Source organism: Streptomyces sp. NPDC001339 (genome assembly GCF_042895955.1).
In the GTDB taxonomy this organism is placed as follows: Bacteria; Actinomycetota; Actinomycetes; order Streptomycetales; family Streptomycetaceae; genus Streptomyces.
In genome coordinates this window covers 179,018-199,482 of record NZ_JBIAWT010000007.1, presented here as the reverse complement: position 1 = coordinate 199,482, position 20,465 = coordinate 179,018, and the positions used below count along the sequence as shown (strand labels likewise).

The following is a 20,465-nucleotide window of genomic DNA, read 5'->3' as shown; positions in this document are numbered from 1 at the left end:
GGTCGGCGGGCCCGTACACCAGGAGCTCGACTCGTACGGTCGGGAACTGTACGAGCAAAAAGGTGGACCGGACCTGTAACAGTACGTAACTATGGGTGACTTGCGGGGTCAGTACCAGGGGACACCGGGAGTACCCGACATGGCAGTCAGCAGCAGCGACCACCACGGCAGCAACGAGCCCGAGCCGTCCGACAGCCTTCGGACCTTCGGCGCCGTCTACCAGGGCTTCCGAGAGAACGCGGGCTTCACTCAGGAGTCGTTAGCTCCGGAAATCCGCTACTCACGGGACTTCATCGCCTCCATCGAGCAGGGCCGACGGTTCCCGTCCAAGCAATTCATCGACCGCTCCGAGGACGTCCTGAACGCATGTGGGGTACTGCACAAGGCGGCAAGGCCACTCACCCGCAAGCGCGGACTGGCGACCTGGTTTCGCCAGTGGGCCAAGCTGGAGCAGCAGGCGCTCAGCCTCCTCACGTACGAATGCCGACTGATCCCCGGTCTGTTGCAAACAGAGTCGTACGCACGGGCCGTCTTCATGGATCAGCTGCCGCCACTGGACGACGCACAGATCGATATCCAGTTGGCGGCCCGCATGGAACGGCAGCGTTTGCTGTGGGAACGGCCGAACTCGCTGTACGGCTTCATTCTTGAAGAGCATTTGTTCCTGCGGCGTACAGGTGGAAACGACATCACGCGGGAGCTCATCGATCACGTTCTCAACATCGGCAGGCTCCGAAATGTCGAGATCCAGATCATGCCACTGGTCCGGAAGACGCATGCGGGATTGCACGGGCCCATCCGGCTGGCGGAGACCCCAGAGCATGAGTGGTTCGGTTATAGCGAGGGGCAGGAGAGCGGCCAGTTCCTCTCGGATCCAAAAGTGGTCGCCACCCTCCAGAAGCGGTATGCGACCATGCGTACACAGGCTCTGTCACTCGAGGACTCGGTGAGCCTGCTGGAGCGCATGCGAGGAGAGCTATGAGCACGACCGCCCCCGAACTCGCCTGGTTCAAAAGCAGTTACAGCAGCGGATCAGGCGATGACTGCATAGAGATCGCCGCCTGCCCCACCACCATCCACATCCGCGACTCCAAGGACAAGGACGGCCCGCAGCTGGCGGTACGAGCCGAGTCCTGGGCGGCGTTCGTCACGTACGCCGCCGCGCAGGGCCGGTAGAGCCCCGTACGACCAGCTCCGGCTGGAAGACGAACTCCGTTCGCTGCGTGGGGGCCCGGCCCTGTGCGCGGTCGTGGATCTCCTCGATCAGGGCGCCCACCGCAGCGGTCGCCATCGCCCGCACCGGCTGGCGCACCGTCGTCAGCGGCGGGTCGGTGAAGGCGATCAGCGGGGAGTCGTCGAAGCCGACCACGGAGAGCTGTCCCGGCACGTCCAGGCCGCGCCCACGGGCCGCCCGTACGACGCCGAGCGCCATCAGGTCGCTGCCGCAGACGATGCCGGTGCAGCCCTCGTCGAGCAGGGCTCCGGCCGCCGCGTGGCCACCCTCGACGCTGAACAGGGTGTGCTGGACGCGCCGTTCGGCCTGCCCCCTCCGCAGGCCGAACGACTCCCCCAGCGCCGCCACGAAGCCTTCGGCCTTGCGGCGGGAGGGAACGTAGCGGGCGGGGCCGACGGCCAGCCCGATCCGTTCGTGTCCCAGCTCGGCCAGGTGACGGACGGCCATCCGGGCCGCCGCGCCGTCGTCGGGCGAGACGAACGGCGCGTCGATCCGCGCGTTGTAGCCGTTGATCAGGACGTACGGGACGCCGCGGGACGTCAGCCGGTGGTAGCGGCCGGGGTCGGCGCGGGTGTCGGCGTGCAGTCCGGAGAGGAAGACGATGCCGGTGACGCCGCGCTCCTCCAACTGCTCGACCAGTTCGTCCTCGGTGGCTCCGCCGGGTATCCGGGTGCACAGGACCGGGGTGTAGCCGTGGCCGGCCAGCGACTGCTCGATGACCTGGGCGAAGGCCGGGAAGATCGGGTTGGTCAGCTCCGGGACGACCAGCCCGACGAGGCCCGCGCTGCGGCGCCGTAACCGTATGGGGCGCTCGTGCCCGAGGAGGTCGAGCGCGGCGAGCACGCGTTGCCGGGTGCTCGCCGCGACGCCCGCCCGGCCGTTCAGGACCCGGCTCACGGTCGCCTCGCTGACCCTCGCCTCGGCGGCGATGTCGGAGAGCCGGGGCGGCGGCGCCGGGCGGGAGGAATCGGACGGACTCACTCCTCCCACCAGATGGTGGTGTCCGGCGTGAGGATGAAATCTCCGTCCAGGACCGGGAGTTGGTGGCCGGAGGAGAGGATTGGGCGGCCGGGGGCGGGCAGGCGGGCCGGGGCATCCGTCGCATTGACCGTGCAGACCAGGCCGCCGGGGCGGCGGAAGGCCAGGACGCCGTCGGGTGCGTCCAGCCACTCGACCGCGTCGCCCGCGCCGAGGCCGGGGTGGGTGCGCCGCAGGTTGAGGGCGGTGCGGTACAGCTCCAGGGTGGAGGCGGGGTCGCCGGTCTGGGCCTGGACGGTGAGCGGGGCCCAGTCGGCGGGCTGGGGCAGCCAGCTGCCGCTGCCGCCGTCGCCGAAGCCGGTGCCGTTGCCGGTGCCAGCGCCGGTGCCGGTGCCAGTGCCGGTGCCGTCACCGAAGCCGTAGGGCGGTTCCGTACCGCTCCAAGGCAGCGGCACCCGGCAGCCGTCCCGGAGACCGTCCTGGCCGCTGTCGCGGAAGAAGGACGGGTCCTGGCGGACCTCGTCGGGCAGGTCGGTGACCTCGGGCAGGCCCAGTTCCTCGCCCTGGTAGAGGTACGCGGAGCCAGGCAGCGCCAGCATCAGGAGGGTGGCCGCGCGGGCGCGGGCCAGGTCGCCGCCCAGGCGGGTGCGGTGGCGTACGACGTCGTGATTGGACAGCACCCAGGTCGTCGGGGCGCCGACGGGGCGCATGGCGTCGAGCGAGGCATCGATCGCCTCGCGCAGCGCCGCCGCATCCCAACTGGTCCCCAGGTAGTGGAAGTTGAAGGCCTGGTGGAGTTCGTCAGGACGGAGGTACAGGGCAGTGCGCTCGGCGGTGGGGGTCCAGGCCTCGGCGACGGCTATCCGCTCGCCGTCGTACTCGTCGAGGACGGTGCGCCAGGAGCGGTAGATGGCGTGCACGCCGTCCTGGTCGAAGAAGGGGAGGGGCTGGTTTCCGAGGAGTTTCAGTTGCTCGCCGGTGTGGCCCATGTCGGGGAGGCCGGGGGCCTTGACCAGGCCGTGGGCCACGTCGACCCGGAAGCCGTCGACGCCCAGGTCCAGCCAGAAGCGGAGGATGGAGCGGAACTCGTCGTGGACGGCGGGGTGGTCCCAGTTGAAGTCGGGCTGTTCGGGGGCGAAGAGGTGGAGGTACCACTCGCCGTCCGGGACCCGGGTCCAGGCGGGGCCGCCGAAGAGGGACTCCCAGTCGTTGGGCGGCTGCTCGCCGTTCTCGCCCCGGCCCTTGCGGAAGTGGAAGCGTTCGCGGGCAGTGGAGCCGGGGCCCTCGACGAGCGCGCGGCGGAACCATTCGTGCTGGTCGGAGCAGTGGTTGGGGACGAGGTCGGTGATGATGCGCAGGCCCAGGCGGTGGGCCTCGGCGATCAGCGCCTCGGCGTCGGCGAGGGTGCCGAACATCGGGTCGATGGCGCGGTAGTCGGCCACGTCGTATCCGGCGTCGGCCTGCGGGGAGGCGTAGAAGGGGCTGAGCCAGACGGCGTCGACGCCCAGGTCGCGCAGGTACGGCAGCCGGCTGCGGATGCCCGCGAGGTCCCCCATACCGTCGCCGTTGCCGTCGGCGAAGCTGCGCGGGTAGACCTGGTAGATCACCGCGTCGCGCCACCAGTCACGGGCCGGCGCGGTGGGGTTGTGCTGTGGGGTGGTCATGTCATCCCTTTGTGGTGCCGGCGGTCAGTCCGGCGACGAGGTGGCGCTGGGCGAAGGCGAAGACGAGCGCGGCCGGTACGGCGATGATCACGGCGGCGGCGGTCATCGAACCCCAGTCGCTGGTGTACTGGTTGACGAAGGTCTGCAGCCCGCCGGCGAGGGTGAGGTTCTCCTCGCCGGTCATGAAGGCGGAGGCGTAGGCGACCTCGGCCCAAGCGGTGACGAAGGTGTAGAAGCCGGTGACGGCGAGGCCGGGGCGGGCCAGCGGCAGGACCAGCCGCCAGAAGGTGCCGAACGGGTTGAGTCCGTCGACCCGGCCCGATTCGTCGATCTCCACCGGGATGGTGTCGAAGAAGCCCTTCATCATCCAGGCGCAGAACGGAACGGCGATGGTCAGGTAGGTGATGACCAGGCCCACGGGCTGGTTGAGCAGGCCGAGGCCGGCCATCAGGTTGTAGAGCGGCACGATGAGGATCGCGACCGGGAACATCTGGGTGATCAGCAGCAGCCACATCAGCGGGCGCATTCCGGGGAAGCGGAAGCGGCTGACGGCGTAGCCGGTGGTGGCGGCGATGAAGACGCCCAGGACGGTGGTCAGCCCGACGATGATCACGGAGTTCCCGAACCAGGTGAGGAACTTCGTATCGGCCAGGACGTGGGTGTAGTTGCCGAGGGTGAAGTGACTGACGAGGCTGGTGGAGAAGGCGTCGTTCTTGGGCTTGAAGGACGTCACCAGCAGCCAGAGCGGCGGGAAGACGGCTATGGCGGCGGCGATGATCAGGGCCGCGTGCAGGCCGACGGAGGCGAGCGGGCTTCTCTTGTTGCGCATGGTCACCACACCTCTCCCTGCTTGCGCAGCGCCCGGCGGTAGGCCACCGCGCCGATCGACAGGAGTGCCAGGATCAGAACGCCCCAGGTCGCGGAGCCGGAGAAGTCGCGGGGGCTGTCGACGAAGGAGAGCCGGTAGGCGTAGGTCACCAGGATCTCGGTGGCGTCGCCGGGACCGCCCCGGGTCAGCAGGAAGATCACCGGGAACATGTTGAAGGTCCAGATGGTGGAGAGCAGGACGACAGTGCTGCTGACGGCCCGCAGTCCGGGCAGGGTGATGTGGCGGAACCGCTGCCAGGCGCTCGCGCCGTCCATCTCGGCGGCCTCGTAGAGCTCGCCGGGGATGGACGTGAGGCCGCCGAGCAGCGCGACGATCATGAAGGGCACGCCCAGCCAGACGTTGACGGCGATGACCGAGAGCTTGGCCCAGGTCGGGTCGTTGAGCCAGGGGATGCCGTCCAGGCCGCCGCCGGCCAGCAGTTTGTTGAGGATGCCGTGCTTCTCGTTGTAGAGCATCCGCCAGGTGAAGACGGAGACGAACGCGGGGATGGCCCAGGGCAGGATCAGCGCGAGGCGGTAGAAGGTGCGGCCGCGCAGCTTCCGGTTGAGCATGTTCGCCAGCGTCAGGGCGATCAGGAAGGTGAGACCGACGCAGGAGACCGTCCAGACGACGGTCCAGCCGAGGCGGTCCCAGAAGACGCCGTCGGTGAGCACGGCCTGGTAGTTGTCCAGGCCGGTGAAGGCGTAGGTGGCGGGGATGTGGTTGACGCCGATGTGCCGCTCGACGTTGGCCTCGTTGGCGTCGGTGAGCGAGAGGAAGACGCCGCGCACCAGCGGATAGCCGATGATCACCCCGATGACGAGTACCACCGGGGCGACCATCGTCCATGCGTACCAGTGGGTGCCGAGCGCCCGGCGTGCCCGTACAGCGAAGGTCACTTCAAGTCCTTGACGAGGGTCGGACGAGGGTCACTTGTAGTCTTTGAGGAGCTTCCGGTAGGCGTCGCCGGTGGCCTTGGCGGCCTGCTCGGGCGTGGCGGCGCCGGTGAGCACCTTGTTCATCTGGACCTTGATGGGCTCGAAGAGGGAGTTGCCCTCGGCGATCCAGGGGCGCTGTACGGCGCCGTTGACGGCCGGCTTGAAGAACGTGACCATTTCGTTCTTCTTGACGGCCGGCAGGTCGTATACGGATGTGCGGGTGGGCAGCAGGCTGAGCTGCTCGGTGGTCTGCTGCTGGACCGTGGCCGAGCTCATGTACTTCACGAACTCGTAGGCGGCGGGCAGGTTCGCGCTGCCGGCGTAGACGGAGAGGTTCCAGCCGCCCTGCGGGGAGCCGTGGGCGCGGCTGCCGCCGGGTACGGGGGCGACACCGAGGTTGCCCTTGTCCTTGAAGGCCTTGCCGGCGCGGGCGGCCTCGATGTCCCAGGGGCCGTCGATGGCCATCGCGACGGTGCCGTCCTTGAGGGCCCTGAGCTGGTTCTCCCGGCCGTCGGTGGCATCGGTGATCGCGGCCTTGGAGTCGACCAGGTCCTTGATGGTCTTGAAGGCCTTGATGCCGGCCTCGTCGTCGATCTCGACGACCTTGTCGCGGGCGTTGACCATGTCGCCGCCCTCGCCGTAGAGGTACGGCAGGAACCAGAAGGGGTCGTCGCCGCGCAGGTAGAGGGCGGTGGCGCCGGTCTTGGCCTTGATCTTCTCGGCGGCGGTGGCCAGTTCGGCGAAGGTCTTGGGCACCGCGACGCCGGCGTCGTCTAGGAGCTTCTTGTTGTAGAAGAGGCCGAGGGTGTCGATGACCTGGGGTGCGGCGTAGGTCTTGCCCTTGAACTTGGTGGAGCCGAGGGCCTGCGGGAGGAAGTCCTCGGGCTTGTCGAGGGCGGGGGTGCCGTCGAGCGGGGCGAGGTAGCCGAGGTTGGCGAAGTCGGCGGTCCAGGCGACCTCGGTGCGCATCACGTCGGGGGCGCCGGAGTTGCCGCCGGCGGCGTTCTTGAACTTGGCGTTGGCCTCACCGAAGGGGACGTTCACATACTGAACGCGGACCTTGGGGTGCTCCTTCTGAAAGCCCTCCGCAAGCTTGCGGTAGGTCGCCTTCTCGGCATCGTTGGAGGTGTCCCAGAACGTAACGGTTCCGGACAGTTCGCCGCCGCTGCTGCCGTTGCCGCCATCACTCCCGCCGCCACACGCCGTTGCCACCAGCGCCAGGACCGCCACCAGCGCGGTGGCGGTGGCGCCCCGTCGCGCAAGGCCGGCCACTGCCGGGGAAGCCGACGTACCCCGTCGTGCCGGGCCGGCCCCCGCCATGGGAACCCGCGCACCCCTCATGCCACGCCGCATGTGAACTCCTTAGGGAAATGCCTGAGATGGCGGTCAGGAACGTAACAGCGCGGCAAACAAATCGAAAGACCTTGCGGCAAATTGCTGCAAGATTGCTGGAAGGGATTGCCGTGGGATGGCCGGGACGGGACCCTGAAAGGGCCAGTGGCACCGTCACCCCACAACCGCCCGAGCGTTGACTCCGTAAAGGCACTCGTCAAGGCACTTCCCCGGCTTGTGACCCACCTCTGATCACTTCTTGACCTCGACGCCCCGGACAACGTGGCGCACCACCTTCCGGACAGCGCTCCGGACCACGTCCGACGAACGCGATGACCTCGACGACCTCGGCGGACTCGACGTTCTCCACGACCTCGACGAACTCGACAGGGACGGCAGATGACCCAGGAGCTCACTTCCCCCAGCCCCGCCCCCCAGACGCCCGGACCGGGCCGAGGTCCGGAATGGTGGCGCGACGCCGTCATCTACCAGGTGTACGTCCGCTCCTTCGCCGACAGCGACGGCGACGGCGTCGGCGATCTGCCCGGGGTCCGCGCGCGGCTGCCGCACCTCAAGAACCTGGGCGTGGACGCCGTCTGGCTCACCCCGTTCTACGCCTCACCGCAGGCCGACGGCGGCTACGACGTCGCCGACTACCGCGCCGTCGATCCGCTCTTCGGCAGTCTCCAGGACGCCGACGACCTCATCCGTACCGCCCATGACCTGGACCTGCGGGTGATCGTCGACATCGTGCCCAACCACACTTCCGACCGGCACCCGTGGTTCCAGGACCCCGAGCTGGCCCGGCAGCGCTATATCTTCCGTCCCGGCAAGGGTGAGCACGGTGAACTCCCGCCCAACGACTGGGAGTCGGTCTTCGGCGGCCCGGCCTGGACCCGCACCGGCCGCGGCGACTGGTACCTCCACCTCTTCGCCCCCGAACAGCCCGACCTGGACTGGAACAATCCGGATGTCCACGCCGAATTCGAGGCCATCATGCGCTTCTGGCTCGACCTGGGCGTGGACGGCTTCCGCATCGATGTCGCCCACGGCATGGTGAAGGCCCCCGGCCTGCCCGACATCGGCCACGGCGAGCAGGCCAAGCTGATCGGCCAGCAGGTACTGCCGTTCTTCGACCAGGACGAGGTGCACGCCATCCACCGCTCCTGGCGCCGCCTGCTGGACGGCTACGGCGACACCCACGGCAAGCAGGTGATCGGTGTCGCCGAGGCCTGGGCACCCACCGCCGAACGCCTCGCCCTCTACGTCCGCCCGGACGAGCTGCACCAGGCCTTCAACTTCCAGTTCCTCAACACCCCTTGGCGGGCCGACGCGCTCCGCTCGGTGATCGACGCCTCGCTCGCCGCCACCGCCTCGGTCGGCGCCCCCACCACCTGGGTGCTGTCCAACCACGACGTCGTACGGCACACCACCCGCCTCGGCGGCAGCCTCGCCCGGGCCCGCGCCGCCACCCTGCTCATGCTGGCGCTGCCCGGCTCCGCCTACCTCTACCAGGGCGAGGAACTGGGCCTGCCCGAGGTCACCGACCTGCCCGACGAGGCCCGCCAGGACCCGGCGTTCTTCCGCGGCCGCCAGCCCGACAGCCAGCCTGACAGCCAGGTCGACGGACAGCCCGACACCCGGTCCGGCGATCAGTCCGACGGCCGGTCCGACGGCCAGAGCGGCAGTCAGTTCGGCAGCAAGGACAGTGGCCAGGACGGCTTCCGCGACGGCTGCCGAGTGCCGCTCCCCTGGGCCGGCGAGGAGCCGCCGTACGGCTTCGGCCCCGGCGGCAGCTGGCTGCCGCAGCCCGCGGACTGGCGCGGACTGACCGTCGCGGCGCAGACCGGCGACCCCGCCTCCACCCTGGAGCTCTACCGCACCGCCCTCGGACTGCGGCGCCGCCTGCCGGGCCTGGGCGACGGGGAGATGAGCTGGCAGCCGGCCCCCGACGGGGTCCTCGCCTTCAACCGTGCCGGCCTGCTCTGCACGGTCAACACCCTCTCCCACGACGTCGAAGTCCCCGCCGCCGGCGCCCTGCTGCTCTCCTCCGCCCCCGCGACCGTCAACGGGGCGACGGCCGTGCTCCCCGGTGACAGCTGTACCTGGTGGGCAATCTGACAGCCGGACGGTAAGGTCCCACCCATGACCGCCCGGCTGGCCGATATCGCAGCGCAGGCGGGTGTCAGCGAGGCCACCGTCAGCCGGGTTCTCAACGGGAAGCCCGGAGTCTCCGCCACCACCCGCCAGTCCGTGCTGGCCGCCCTCGACGTGCTGGGCTACGAGCGCCCGGTGCGGCTGCGGCAGCGCAGCGCGGGCCTGGTCGGGCTGATCACCCCCGAGCTGGAGAACCCGATCTTCCCGGCGTTCGCTCAGGTCATCGGGCAGGCGCTGACCCGCCAGGGCTACACCCCGGTCCTCGCGACCCAGACCCCGGGCGGCTCCACGGAGGACGAGCTGACCGAGATGCTGGTGGACCGCGGGGTGGCCGGCATCATCTTCGTCTCCGGACTGCACGCGGACACCTCCGCCGATATGCAGCGCTACGAGCGGCTGCGCGGCCAGGGTGTGCCGTTCGTCCTCATCAACGGCTTCTCCGCCAAGGTGCAGGCGCCGTTCATCTCCCCCGACGACCGGGCCGCCGTGGACCTGGCCGTCACCCACCTCGGCACGCTGGGGCACCGGCGGATCGGGCTGGCGCTCGGCCCCGAGCGGTTCGTGCCCGTCCAGCGCAAGATCGAGGGCTTCGCCCGTGCCATGCAGGAGCGGCTGCAGATCGGTCCGGCCGAGGTGGCACCGTACATCCAGCACTCCCTCTTCACCCTGGAGGGCGGGCAGGCCGCGGCGAGCGCGCTGATCGAGCGGGGCGCCACCGCCATCGTGTGCGCCAGCGACATGATGGCGCTCGGCGCGATCCGCGCGGCCCGGCAGCGCAGGCTGGACGTCCCGCGCGACCTCTCCGTCGTCGGCTTCGACGACTCCCCGCTGATCGCCTTCACCGACCCGCCGCTGACGACGATCCGGCAGCCGGTCACGGCCATGGGGCAGGCGGCGGTGCGCGCGCTCCTGGAGGAGATCGGCGGCACCCCGGCACCGCACAGCGAGTTCGTCTTCCACCCCGAGCTGGTGGTACGCGGCTCCACCGCCTCGGCTCCGAAGACCGCCCGCATCCCCAGGCCGCTGCGGGCCCCCTAGGGGACGGTCGAACAGATCCCCTAAGGGTCGCGAGGCCCCCCTGCGGGGCCACAACCGGGTGGGGGCGAGGGATATTCCCCGCGTCGGCCGACGCACCAGCCGCCGCACCAGCCGACGCACCAGCAGCTGCACCGGCCGACGCGGCGGCCGCCAAGGGGTGCGCCAAGAGGTGCGCCCTCAGACGTGCCGCTCCCTGGGCCCTTCGGAAGTGCGGTCCCTGAGTGCACCCTTCAGAAGTGCCGTTCCTCACTGGTGTGCATCAGAAGTGCGATCCCTGAGCGCGCCCTTCAAGAATGCCGTTCCTCACTCGTGCGCCTCAGAAGTGCGGTTCCTAAGGGATACCCCTCAGAAGTACAGGGCCGGAGTCCGTCTCAGGACCGATCCGGGGAGTCGAATACCCGACCGAAGGATGATCGTCTGCACACCCTTTTCTGGCAGACTGTCTGCCTATGGGTGACGCGAACACGAGGACTCTGGCCGGCCCGCCGACCACGACACCGACCACCCCGCCACCCAAGGGGAGTGTGGTCCGTCCCGAGATCACGACGGACCGCCCTGAGGCCGGGGGCCGGTTGGCCCGTCTGCGCTCCCCTCGTACGCCCCGCCTGTGGTTCGAGATCCTGCTGATCGCGGTCAGCTACTGGACGTACTCGATGATCCGCAACGCGGTCCCGGAGCAGAAGGCGAAGGCTCTGGAGAACGCCGACTGGATCTGGCGGGCGGAGCACGCCCTCGGTATCGCCGTCGAGCACACCGTCAACCACGCTGTGAACTCCGTCACATGGCTGATCGTGTCGATGAACTACTACTACGCGACGCTGCACTTCATCGTGACGATCGGGGTGCTGGTGTGGCTCTACCGCTGGCATCCGGGCCGCTACGCCGCGGCGCGGCTGGCCCTCTTCGCCACCACCGGCGTCGCACTGCTCGGCTACTACTTCTACCCGCTGGCACCGCCCCGGCTGATGCCGGACGGCGGCTTCATCGACACCGTGATCGTCCACGGGACCTGGGGCTCGATGGCGTCCGGCAACCTCGCCTCGATGTCCAACCAGTACGCGGCGATGCCGTCGATGCACATCGGCTGGTCGCTGTGGTGCGGCATCACCATCGCCCTGGTGGCCAAGCCGCTGTGGGCCAAGGTCCTCGGCATGCTCTACCCGGCCGCGACCCTGCTGGTCATCGTCTCCACCGCCAACCACTTCTGGCTGGACGCGGTGGGCGGCGTACTGTGCCTGGTCCTGGGCTACGGGCTGGCGTGTCTGTGGTACGGGTCACTGCCGCACCGGCTCGCACGCCATGCGCAGCGATCCCGGCGGTAGCCGATCCCTGCCGTAGGCGATCCCGACGGTAGGCGATCCCGGCCGTAGACGATCCCTGCCGTAGACGATCCCGGCCGCGCGGCTCACGCCCCCGGCCGGCTCACCGCCGCCCCACTCACGCCCCGTAGAAGATCCGTTCCACCACACCGCGGGCGCGGCGGGTGATCCGCCGGTAGTCGTCGATCATCTCTCCACTCCTGCCGGTTTCCGACTGCCGTCGGGTGGGGCCCTCCTCGTAGCCGAGGTAACGGCCCACCGCGGCCAGCTCCCGGCCGTCGACCGGGAAGGTGTCGCCGGGGCGGCCGCGGACGATCATCACCGCGTTGCGGACCCGGGCCGCCAGTACCCAGGCCTCGTCCAGTATCTGGGCGTCCTCGGTGTCGATCAGCCCGGCGGCGTGCGCCGCGGCCAGCGCCGCGCGGGTACGGGTGGTCCGCAGCGCGGGGATCTCCCAGCCGTACTGCATCTGGAGAAGCTGCACCGTCCACTCGACGTCGCTCAGCCCGCCGCGGCCCAGCTTGGCGTGGGTGGTGGGGTCCGCGCCGCGGGGCATCCGCTCGGACTCCATCCGGGCCTTGATCCTGCGGATCTCGCGGACCGCGTCGTCGCCCAGGCCCTCGGCCGGGTAACGGAGCGGGTCGATGAGCTCGGTGAAGCGCTGACCCAGACCGGGGTCGCCGGCGACCGGTTCGGCGCGCAGCAGGGCCTGCGCCTCCCAGACCAGTGACCAGCGGCGGTAGTAGGCGGCGTAGGAGGCGAGGGTCCGCACGAGGGGGCCTGAGCGGCCCTCGGGGCGGAGGTCGGCGTCGATGGGCAGCGGCGGGTCGGCGGAGGGGAGTTCGAGCAGCCGGCGCATCTCGTCGGCGACGGCGTGGGCGGCCTTGGCGGCCTCCTGTTCGTCGGCGCCCTCGCGTGGTTCGTGGACGAAGAGGACGTCGGCGTCGGAGCCGTAGCCGAGCTCATGGCCGCCGAACCGGCCCATGCCGATCACCGCGAAGCGGGTGGGCAGGGTGTCGCCCCAGCGGGCGCGGACCGCGGCACGCAGCGCACCGGCGAGGGTGGCGGCGTTGAGGTCGGAGACCGCGGAGCCGACCGCGTCGACGGAGTGGCCGTGGTCGGTGTCGGCGGGGCTGGACTCCGTGCCGTACGCGCCGATCACATCCGCCGCGGCCGTACGGAACAGCTCCCGGCGGCGCACCCCGCGGGCCGCCGCGACCGCCGCCTCCGCCCCCTCCGCGCGGCCGACCGCGGCCAGCACCTCCTGCTCCAGGGCGGCCCGGGTGCGCGGCCGCAGTCCGTCGGGGGCGCCCAGCAGCGCGACCGCCTCGGGGGCGCGCAGCAGCAGGTCCGGGGCGAACCGGCCGGCCGAGAGGACCCGGGCGAGGTTCTCGGCGGCAGCGCCCTCGTCCCGCAGCAGCCGCAGGTACCAGGGGGTCTTGCCGAGCGCGTCGGAGACCTTGCGGAAGTTGAGGAGTCCGGCGTCGGGGTCGGCGGAGTCCGCGAACCAGGCCAGCAGTACCGGCAGCAGCGTCCGCTGGATGGCGGCCTTACGGGTCACGCCGGACGCCAGCGCCTCCAGGTGGCGCAGCGCGGCGACCGGGTCGGCGTAGCCGAGCGCTTCGAGGCGGTGGCCGGCGGCCTTGGCGGAGAGCCGGGCCTCACCGGGTTCGAGGTGGGCGACGGCGTCGAGCAGCGGACGGTAGAAGAGCTTCTCGTGCAGTCGTCGCACCTCCCTGGCGTGCCACTTCCACTCCCTGCGGAGGGTTTCCACCGGCTCGGTACGTAGTCCCAACGACCGTGCCAGGCGCCGGAGTTCCCCTTCATCCTCGGGCATCAGGTGGGTACGGCGCAGCCGGAAGAGCTGGATCCGGTGTTCCAGGGTGCGCAGGAAGCGGTAGGCGGTGTCGAGGGCGGCGGCGTCCTGCCGTCCGACGTAGCCGCCGGCCGCCAGCGCCGCCAGCGCGTCCAGGGTGGTGGGGCTGCGCAGCGTGGCATCGCTGCGGCCGTGCACCAACTGAAGGAGCTGGACGGCGAATTCGACGTCGCGCAGCCCGCCGGGGCCGAGTTTGAGCTCCCGCTCGACCTGCGCGACGGGGATGTTCTCGACGACCCGGCGGCGCATCTGGCGGACGTCGGAGACGAAGTTCTCCCGTTCGGTGGCGTCCCACACCATCGGCGCCAGCGCGTCCACGTACTCCTGGCCCAGGCCCAGGTCGCCGGCCATCGGGCGGGCCTTCAGCAGCGCCTGGAACTCCCAGGTCTTGGCCCAGCGCTGGTAGTAGGCGAGGTGGCTGCTGAGGGTGCGCACCAGCGGCCCGTTGCGGCCCTCGGGGCGCAGGTTGGCGTCCACCGGCCAGATCGTGCCCTCGACGGTGCTGTCGGAGCACAGCCGCATCATCCGGGCGGCGAGCCGGGTCGCGGCCTGCAGCGCCTTGGCCTCGTCGACGCCGTCCTTGGCCTCGGCGACGAAGATGACGTCGACGTCCGAGACGTAGTTCAGCTCCCGGCCGCCGCACTTGCCCATGCCGATGACCGCGAGCCGGCAGACCGCGGCGTCGCCGGGCGCCTCCTCGTAGGAGATCTCCAGGGCGGCCCGGACGGTGGCGGTGGCCAGGTCGGCGAGCTCCGCGGCGGCCTCGGCGACATCGGTGGTGCCGCAGACGTCGCGGGCCGCGATGCCCAGCAGGGCGCGGCGGTAGGCGGCGCGCAGTGCGTCCGCGCGGGACCGGCCGGCGCCCCGTTCGCCCCAGATCCCCTCGGCGAGCGCCTGCTCGAACTCGGGTGTGGTGGGGTGCAGATCGACCGATTCGTAGGTGACCAGCGACCGCCAGTCCTCGGGGTGCCGGACGAGGTGGTCGGTGAGGGCCTCGGAGGCGCCCAGCACTCCCAGCAGCCTGTCGCGCAGCGGTTTGGCGGCGACGACGGTGCTCAGCAGCGTCTGCCGCTCAGCCGCCGGCAGCGCGTCCACCAGGCGGACCAGCCCGTGCAGCGCCAGGTCCGGGTCCGCAGTGGCGCCGAGCGCGTCCAGCAGCGCCGAGTCCTCCCGAACGGGGGCGAGGTCGGGGCTGTCGAGCAGCTCCGCGGCTGCCGAGGGGTCGGTGAAACCATGCCTCAGCAGCCGGGTGAAGGTGCTGCTCCGCCGTCCCTGCGGAGCGGGTAGTGCCATGGTCCAGCCTCTCGGTGGCGCGGTGGCGGCTCGGCGCACGGGCGGCATCTCGCGCGTCAGAGCACAGGCGGCTTCTTGCACATCAGAGCACGGGCGGGTTCTTCAGCAGCTGAGCACGCGCGGTTCTCGGACATCAGAGCGCGCTCGGTTCTCGGACATCGGAGCGCGCGCGGTTCTCGGACATCACAGCACGGGGAGCATCTTGCGCAGCTCGAAGGCGGTGACCTCGGAGCGGTACTCCTCCCACTCCTGCTTCTTGTTGCGGAGGAAGAAGTCGTAGACGTGCTCACCGAGGGTCTCGGCGACCAGTTCGCTGCGTTCCATCAGCTCGATGGCCTCGCCGAGGTTCTGCGGCAGCGGCTCGATGCCCATCGCCCGGCGCTCCGAGTCGGTCAGCGCCCAGACGTCGTCGTCGGCGCCGGCCGGCAGCTCGTAACCCTCCTCGATGCCCTTGAGGCCGGCGGCGAGCAGTACGGCGTAGGTCAGGTAGGGGTTCGCGCCGGAGTCGATCGAGCGGACCTCGACCCGGGTGGAGCCCATCTTCCCCGGCTTGTACATCGGGACGCGGATCAGCGCGGAGCGGTTGTTGTGCCCCCAGCAGATGTACGAGGGCGCTTCGCCGCCGGCGCCGGCGGTGCGGTTGGCGCCGCCCCAGATGCGCTTGTACGAGTTGACCCACTGGTTGGTCACGGCGGAGATCTCGCCCGCATGCTGGAGCAGTCCGGCGATGAACGACCGGCCCACCTTGGAGAGTTGGTACTCGGCACCGGACTCGTGGAAGGCGTTACGGTCGCCTTCGAAGAGCGAGAGGTGGGTGTGCATACCGGAGCCGGGGTACTCGCTGAACGGTTTCGGCATGAACGTGGCCTGGACGCCCTGCTCCAGCGCCACCTGCTTCATGACCAGCCGGAACGTCATGATGTTGTCGGCGGTGGAGAGCGCGTCGGCGTACCGAAGGTCGATCTCCTGCTGGCCCGGGGCGCCCTCGTGGTGGCTGAACTCGACCGAGATCCCCATCGACTCCAGCATGGTGATCGCCTGCCGGCGGAAGTCCATGCCGACGTTCTGCGGGGTGTGGTCGAAGTAGCCGGAGGAGTCGGCCGGGCTGGGCCGGGAGCCGTCGACGGGCTTGTCCTTGAGCAGGAAGAACTCGATCTCCGGGTGGGTGTAGAAGGTGAACCCCAGGTCGGAGGTCTTCGCCAGGATGCGCTTGAGGACGTACCGCGGGTCGGCGTAGGAGGGCGAGCCGTCCGGCATCAGGATGTCGCAGAACATCCGGGCGGTGCCGGGTGCCTCGGCGCGCCAGGGCAGGATCTGGAAGGTGCCGGGGTCCGGCTTGGCGATCATGTCGGATTCGTATACGCGGGCGAACCCTTCGATGGCCGAACCATCGAAGCCGATGCCCTCGTCGAAGGCCTGCTCCAGCTCGGCCGGGGCCACCGCCACGGACTTGAGGAACCCGAGCACGTCGGTGAACCACAGCCGTACGAAGCGGATGTCGCGCTCCTCGAGCGTACGGAGCACAAACTCCTGCTGCTTGTCCATGGGTCACCAATCCTTGCAGGTCAATCGGCCTGTCCGCGCACGTGGAACATCGTGCGTGGCACACCAGTATCACGTGAAGGGGTTACCGTCACATTACGCACCCTTGGCCTGAATCAGAACCGGTGAGCCGTAACCTCGCAGCTGATGCTTCTCGCGGTGACGAGCCGTACCGTTCGCGATGCCTCCAGATGCCTCCAGATGCCTCCAGGAAGCGCCTACAGGAAGGGCGCGGCCGTGTCCCGGCCCGTCCCCGACAGGTCCAGGACCGCCCGCACCACCGACTCCGGCACATCTGCCATCACCAGATGGCCGGCCGGTGCGGCCACCGCGAACCGGCCGCCCAGCTCGGCGGCGAGCGAGCGCTGGCGCTCCAGCCAGCGCAGTTGGCCGGACGTCTCACTGCCGTCGTACGCCGCCAGGACCGTCACCGGCACGCCGGGCATGGGCATCGGGCGTTCCGCTCGCAGCGCGGCGAGCTCGGCGGCCTGGTAGGGGTAGGTCGCGTTCTCCAGCGCGCAGGCGCGCACCACGCGGCTGGTGCGGTATCCGGCGCGCTCCCATGGGTGCGGCGGATGACTGCCGACGGTCGTGACGCGGCCTATCAGGCGGCGGGCGGCGGGCCCCAGGAGGTGCGGCAGGCCGGCGGCGGACACTGCGCCGGCCAGCCCGCCCGCCCAGGCCGTCCGCAGTGCGCGGGGCAGCCGGGGCCGCGGTTCCTCCTCGACGCTGCCGTCGACGAGGACGAGACCGGCGCAGCGATCCGGGTGCAGCCGGGCGAACGCCTCGGCGTGGAACCCGGCCAGCGAATGGCCGACGACGGTGGCCGGGCCACGGTGGCCGAGCGCGTCGAGGAGGTGCGCGATCCGGTCGGCCTCGGCGGCGAGGGTGGGCGGCTCGGGCGCCGGGGCGCTCAGCCCCAGGCCGGGGCGGTCGAAGCGGACGACGGTGCGGTGCGGGGCGAGCCGCGCGGCGACCGCGTCCCAGTCGAACCAGGCCATGCCGAGGCCGCTGCTGAGCACGCACACCGGGCCGGTCCCTTCGCTGACGACGTGCAGCGGGACACCGTCGACGCGCAGGAAACGGCCGGGGGTGGGGAGCGGGGGGAGGTCTCGGCGGCTCATCGGTCTCCGTTTCCGGTCTGGTCTCCGTTGCGGTTTCCGGCTTGGTCTCCGTTTCGGTTTCCGGTTTGGTCTCCGTCTCCGGTCTGGTCTCCGTCTCCGTCTCCGTCTCCGTCTCGGCCTCGTTCTCCGCCTCCCGCTGCCTGGGCCTTCCGGGACGGTCCGGACGGCCCAGGATCACGAGCCGCTCCGGACGGCGACGGCCCCGAGCGGGCCACGCAGCCCGCGAGCACGGCGACGTAGACGGCGACCAGCAGGACCTGCAGGCGCTGGCCGGCGCCGAGGGCCCAGGTCCCCCGGCCCGCCGTGAAAGCCGCGACGGAGGCCAGCGTCCAGATCGTGGCGGCGACTTCGGCGAGCAGCAGCGACGGTCCGAAGCGGCCGAGCGACGGCCAGCGGTCGTGGCGCCGGGCGGCGACGGTCAGCAGGACCAGCGCGGCGAGCGCACCGACCATCGCGCAGGTGCTGCTGACGGCGTGCGCGGTGTGGGTGGCCGGCACCAGGCCCGCGGTCTCCCGGGCCGCGCAGACCGGGTCGCTGGTCGGTGCGCAGCTCAGCGGCAGCCGGGAGTCGACCGCGGTGGCGGCGCCGAAGAGCGCCAGCGCGGCCCAGCCGGCGGTCGCCCAGGAGCTGCGTTCCGTCGTGAGCAGCGCGGCCACCGCACCGGCCAGCACCAGGAGCCCGGCGGCCAGGTCGGTGGCGCGGAAGAGCCCGCCGAGCGGCTGATCGGCGGCCGCCAGCTCACTGACGTACGCCTGGACGGGGTCGAGGCCGGTGGCGAGCACCACCTCCAGCACCCATGCGGTGTACGCGACCGCGCCCAGCAGGAGCAGGACGGCGGCCGTCCGGGCGGGGGCGGGACGGGCCGCGGAGGGACGGGCGACGGAGGGACGGGCGGGACCGCGGGTACGGGGCACGGACATCCAGGTGATCGGGCATCCAGGTGATCAGGGAAGGCCCAGGATAGGCGGACGGCACTCCGTTCGGCGGACTCTGCGGGATCGCCATACCCCTCGGGGGTAGTGTTCCGGGGATAGGTGCAGGGACGGGTGTTCTGCATGTCACCCGTTCGGCACGTCGCTCCGCCACACGCGTCGTTCCGTCAGGCCGAGCAGGTCGTTCCAGCAGGTCCTCCGTCGAAAGGTCCGCGATGCGTGAACAGGGCAGAGCCGCCGCCCGGTGCGGCCGGCCGGCGCCGTGCACCACGCCGATCGCCGGCCCCGGCGCCCCGCACGCCCCCGGGCACCCCACGGCCCCCGCGGCGCCACGCACCCGGCCGCCGCGCGGCCGATGGCAGATATCCGCGCCGCCGCGGCACGCACTCCTCATCTGACTGTCGGCAGCCCCGCGCGCGAGGAACGCGCCACGCCGTCGGCACCGGCCGGAGTCCGCGGCAGCGCCCCCGCACAGACCGCCCACCACACCGACATCGCCACGAGGTGCTCTCCCCATGCGTACGCACTCCCGACGCGCCCTGCTCGGCGCGGGTATCGCCGCCGCCGGCAGCGGGCTGCTGTCCGCCGGTTCCACCCCGGCCGCCGCCACGGACCACAAGACCCGCAGACCCTACCCGGACGGCTCGCGCGACTCCCATGGCCCGCACGGCTCCCCCGGCTCCCCCGGCTCGCGCCACTCCGGCCATGACACCCCGACGGGCTATGTCGACCCCGCGGGCCCGGAGGTCGTCGAGGCCGAGCGCAGGCGGGGTACGGGCCCGGTACGCCGCTTCTCGCTGACCGCCGACCAGACCACGTTCGATCTGGGCGGCTACACCGTCGACACCTGGGCGTACAACGACCAACTGCCCGGCCCCGAGATCCGGGTCAACGCGGGCGACCGGATCGCGATGACCCTCCACAACCGCCTTCCGCAGTCCACCACCGTCCACTGGCACGGACTGCACCTGCGCAACGACATGGACGGCGTCCCCGACATCACCCAGCGGGCCTGCAAGTCCGACCACTCCTTCGACTACACCTTCACGGCCAGCACACCCGGTACGCACTGGGTGCATCCGCACGTCGGAGTGCAGGTGGACCGCGGGCTGTACGCACCGCTGATCGTCGAGGACCCCCACGAGCCCCTGTCGTACGACAAGGAGTGGGTCGTCATGATCGACGACTGGCTGGACGGGCTCGACGGGATCACTCCGGACGAGGTGCTGGACGAACTGAACAAGGACAAGCCCGGCGGGGCCATGGGCCACGGCGAAATGCAGATGGGCGGGCGGGGCGGCCGGCCCGCCCGGCGGTCCTCGGCCGCGGCGGCCCTGCTGACGCGGCACTCCCGGCACCGGAAGGACGACTTCGCGGCCAATGTGGACCATCCGTTCCACCTGATGAACGGCCGGGCGCCCGACGACCGGGAGACCTTCCACGCCAAGCCCGGCGACCGCATCCGGATCCGTCTCATCAACGCCAGCGGTGACACCGCCTACCGGGTCGCGCTCGGTGACCACATCATGACCGTGACGCACAGCGACGGCTTCCCGGTGGAGCACCAGCAGACCGACAGCCTGGTGATGGGCATGGCCGAGCGCTACGACGTCCTGGTCACGGCCAAGGACGGCGTCTTCCCGCTCACCGCGCTCTCCGCGGGCAAGTCCAACAACAAAACCGCACAGGCCCTCCTGAGGACCGGCGACGGCGAGGCGCCCGACCCCAAGCACCGCCCGAAGGAGCTGCGGAGCGGGGGGATCGGCGCGGACAAGCTGAAGGCCGCCGAAGAGGTCCGGCTCTCGGACCACTCGCCCGACCGCACCATCACGATGGAACTCACCGGCACCGACGAGAAGTGGGACTGGGCGATCAACGGGAAGCCGTACACCCCGTCCCAGCGGTACGCCGTGCGGGAGGGCGAGCGGGTCCGGATCGCCTTCCGTAACAACACCAAGATGTGGCACCCGATGCATCTGCACGGGCACACCTTCGCGCTGCCCAACGGCGGCCCCCGCAAGGACACCACGATCGTCCTGCCGGACAAGGAGGTCTGCGTCGACTTCGACGCCGACAACCCCGGCCTGTGGATGGTGCACTGCCACAACATCTACCACTCGGAGTCGGGGATGATGACGATCGTCGGCTACCGGTCGTAACGGCGCCGGAG

General features: G+C 70.7%; 15 protein-coding genes and 1 pseudogene. 7 read left to right on the top strand and 9 right to left on the bottom strand.

Annotated features, from left to right (window positions below; all coding sequences use genetic code 11):
* Nucleotides 1–139: 139 nt before the first annotated feature.
* On the top strand, nucleotides 140–982 hold the full coding sequence (locus tag ACFY12_RS21830) for a Scr1 family TA system antitoxin-like transcriptional regulator (RefSeq protein WP_390717508.1): 843 nt from the start codon (nucleotides 140–142) through the stop codon (nucleotides 980–982).
* On the top strand, nucleotides 979–1,176 hold the full coding sequence (locus ACFY12_RS21825; protein ID WP_390717507.1) for a DUF397 domain-containing protein: 198 nt from the start codon (nucleotides 979–981) through the stop codon (nucleotides 1,174–1,176). Before ACFY12_RS21830 ends, ACFY12_RS21825 begins: the two co-directional genes overlap by 4 nt.
* Here ACFY12_RS21825 and ACFY12_RS21820 read toward each other — a convergent pair.
* The 5 genes from ACFY12_RS21820 to ACFY12_RS21800 all read right to left on the bottom strand — a co-directional run bounded on the left by ACFY12_RS21820 (nucleotide 1,148) and on the right by ACFY12_RS21800 (nucleotide 7,035).
* Nucleotides 1,148–2,227: a LacI family DNA-binding transcriptional regulator gene (locus tag ACFY12_RS21820; protein ID WP_390717851.1), complete on the bottom strand. Its 1,080-nt coding sequence runs from the start codon at nucleotides 2,225–2,227 to the stop codon at nucleotides 1,148–1,150. The genes ACFY12_RS21825 and ACFY12_RS21820 overlap by 29 nt on opposite strands.
* Nucleotides 2,212–3,876 carry a glycoside hydrolase family 13 protein gene (locus ACFY12_RS21815; RefSeq protein WP_390717506.1) on the bottom strand — a complete coding sequence of 555 codons (1,665 nt, stop codon included), beginning with the start codon at nucleotides 3,874–3,876 and terminating at the stop codon, nucleotides 2,212–2,214. Before ACFY12_RS21815 ends, ACFY12_RS21820 begins: the two co-directional genes overlap by 16 nt.
* A 1-nt stretch (nucleotide 3,877) precedes the next feature.
* Nucleotides 3,878–4,705, bottom strand: a complete 828-nt coding sequence (locus tag ACFY12_RS21810; RefSeq protein WP_390717505.1) for a sugar ABC transporter permease — start codon at nucleotides 4,703–4,705, stop codon at nucleotides 3,878–3,880.
* 2 nt (nucleotides 4,706–4,707) lie between these two features.
* Nucleotides 4,708–5,586 (bottom strand): carbohydrate ABC transporter permease, encoded by an 879-nt coding sequence (locus ACFY12_RS21805; protein ID WP_390717850.1) that lies wholly within the window; start codon nucleotides 5,584–5,586, stop codon nucleotides 4,708–4,710.
* Between the two features lie 87 nt (nucleotides 5,587–5,673).
* Nucleotides 5,674–7,035 (bottom strand): extracellular solute-binding protein, encoded by a 1,362-nt coding sequence (locus ACFY12_RS21800; RefSeq protein ID WP_390717504.1) that lies wholly within the window; start codon nucleotides 7,033–7,035, stop codon nucleotides 5,674–5,676.
* A gap of 238 nt (nucleotides 7,036–7,273) precedes the next feature.
* Here ACFY12_RS21800 and ACFY12_RS21795 point away from each other — a divergent pair, with 238 nt between their 5' ends.
* The 4 genes from ACFY12_RS21795 to ACFY12_RS21780 all read left to right on the top strand — a co-directional run bounded on the left by ACFY12_RS21795 (nucleotide 7,274) and on the right by ACFY12_RS21780 (nucleotide 11,531).
* A complete protein-coding gene (locus ACFY12_RS21795) occupies nucleotides 7,274–7,417 on the top strand; it encodes a hypothetical protein (RefSeq protein ID WP_390717503.1) in 144 nt (47 codons plus the stop codon).
* Nucleotides 7,414–9,135, top strand: coding sequence for a glycoside hydrolase family 13 protein (locus ACFY12_RS21790; RefSeq protein ID WP_390717502.1), 1,722 nt, complete (start codon nucleotides 7,414–7,416; stop codon nucleotides 9,133–9,135). Before ACFY12_RS21795 ends, ACFY12_RS21790 begins: the two co-directional genes overlap by 4 nt.
* 24 nt (nucleotides 9,136–9,159) lie before the next feature.
* Nucleotides 9,160–10,209, top strand: coding sequence for a LacI family DNA-binding transcriptional regulator (locus ACFY12_RS21785; RefSeq protein ID WP_390717501.1), 1,050 nt, complete (start codon nucleotides 9,160–9,162; stop codon nucleotides 10,207–10,209).
* 449 nt (nucleotides 10,210–10,658) lie between these two features.
* Nucleotides 10,659–11,531 carry a phosphatase PAP2 family protein gene (locus ACFY12_RS21780; protein ID WP_390717500.1) on the top strand — a complete coding sequence of 291 codons (873 nt, stop codon included), beginning with the start codon at nucleotides 10,659–10,661 and terminating at the stop codon, nucleotides 11,529–11,531.
* Nucleotides 11,532–11,646: 115 nt separating this feature from the next.
* Here the strand turns inward: ACFY12_RS21780 and ACFY12_RS21775 are convergent, their stop codons facing one another.
* From ACFY12_RS21775 to ACFY12_RS21760, 4 genes and pseudogenes are all read right to left on the bottom strand, one after another.
* Nucleotides 11,647–14,697: a bifunctional [glutamine synthetase] adenylyltransferase/[glutamine synthetase]-adenylyl-L-tyrosine phosphorylase gene (locus tag ACFY12_RS21775; protein WP_390717499.1), complete on the bottom strand. Its 3,051-nt coding sequence runs from the start codon at nucleotides 14,695–14,697 to the stop codon at nucleotides 11,647–11,649.
* A 183-nt stretch (nucleotides 14,698–14,880) separates the two neighbouring features.
* The gene (gene glnA / locus ACFY12_RS21770; protein WP_390717498.1) at nucleotides 14,881–16,242 is read right to left on the bottom strand and encodes a type I glutamate--ammonia ligase; all 1,362 of its coding nucleotides are present in this window, start codon (nucleotides 16,240–16,242) and stop codon (nucleotides 14,881–14,883) included.
* Between the two features lie 215 nt (nucleotides 16,243–16,457).
* Nucleotides 16,458–17,363 (bottom strand): alpha/beta fold hydrolase, encoded by a 906-nt coding sequence (locus ACFY12_RS21765; protein ID WP_390717497.1) that lies wholly within the window; start codon nucleotides 17,361–17,363, stop codon nucleotides 16,458–16,460.
* 197 nt (nucleotides 17,364–17,560) lie between these two features.
* Nucleotides 17,561–18,283: pseudogene (locus ACFY12_RS21760) on the bottom strand (DUF998 domain-containing protein); the annotation flags it as partial.
* Nucleotides 18,284–18,810: 527 nt separating this feature from the next.
* Here ACFY12_RS21760 and ACFY12_RS21755 point away from each other — a divergent pair.
* Nucleotides 18,811–20,454: a multicopper oxidase family protein gene (locus ACFY12_RS21755; RefSeq protein ID WP_390717496.1), complete on the top strand. Its 1,644-nt coding sequence runs from the start codon at nucleotides 18,811–18,813 to the stop codon at nucleotides 20,452–20,454.
* Nucleotides 20,455–20,465: the final 11 nt, after the last annotated feature.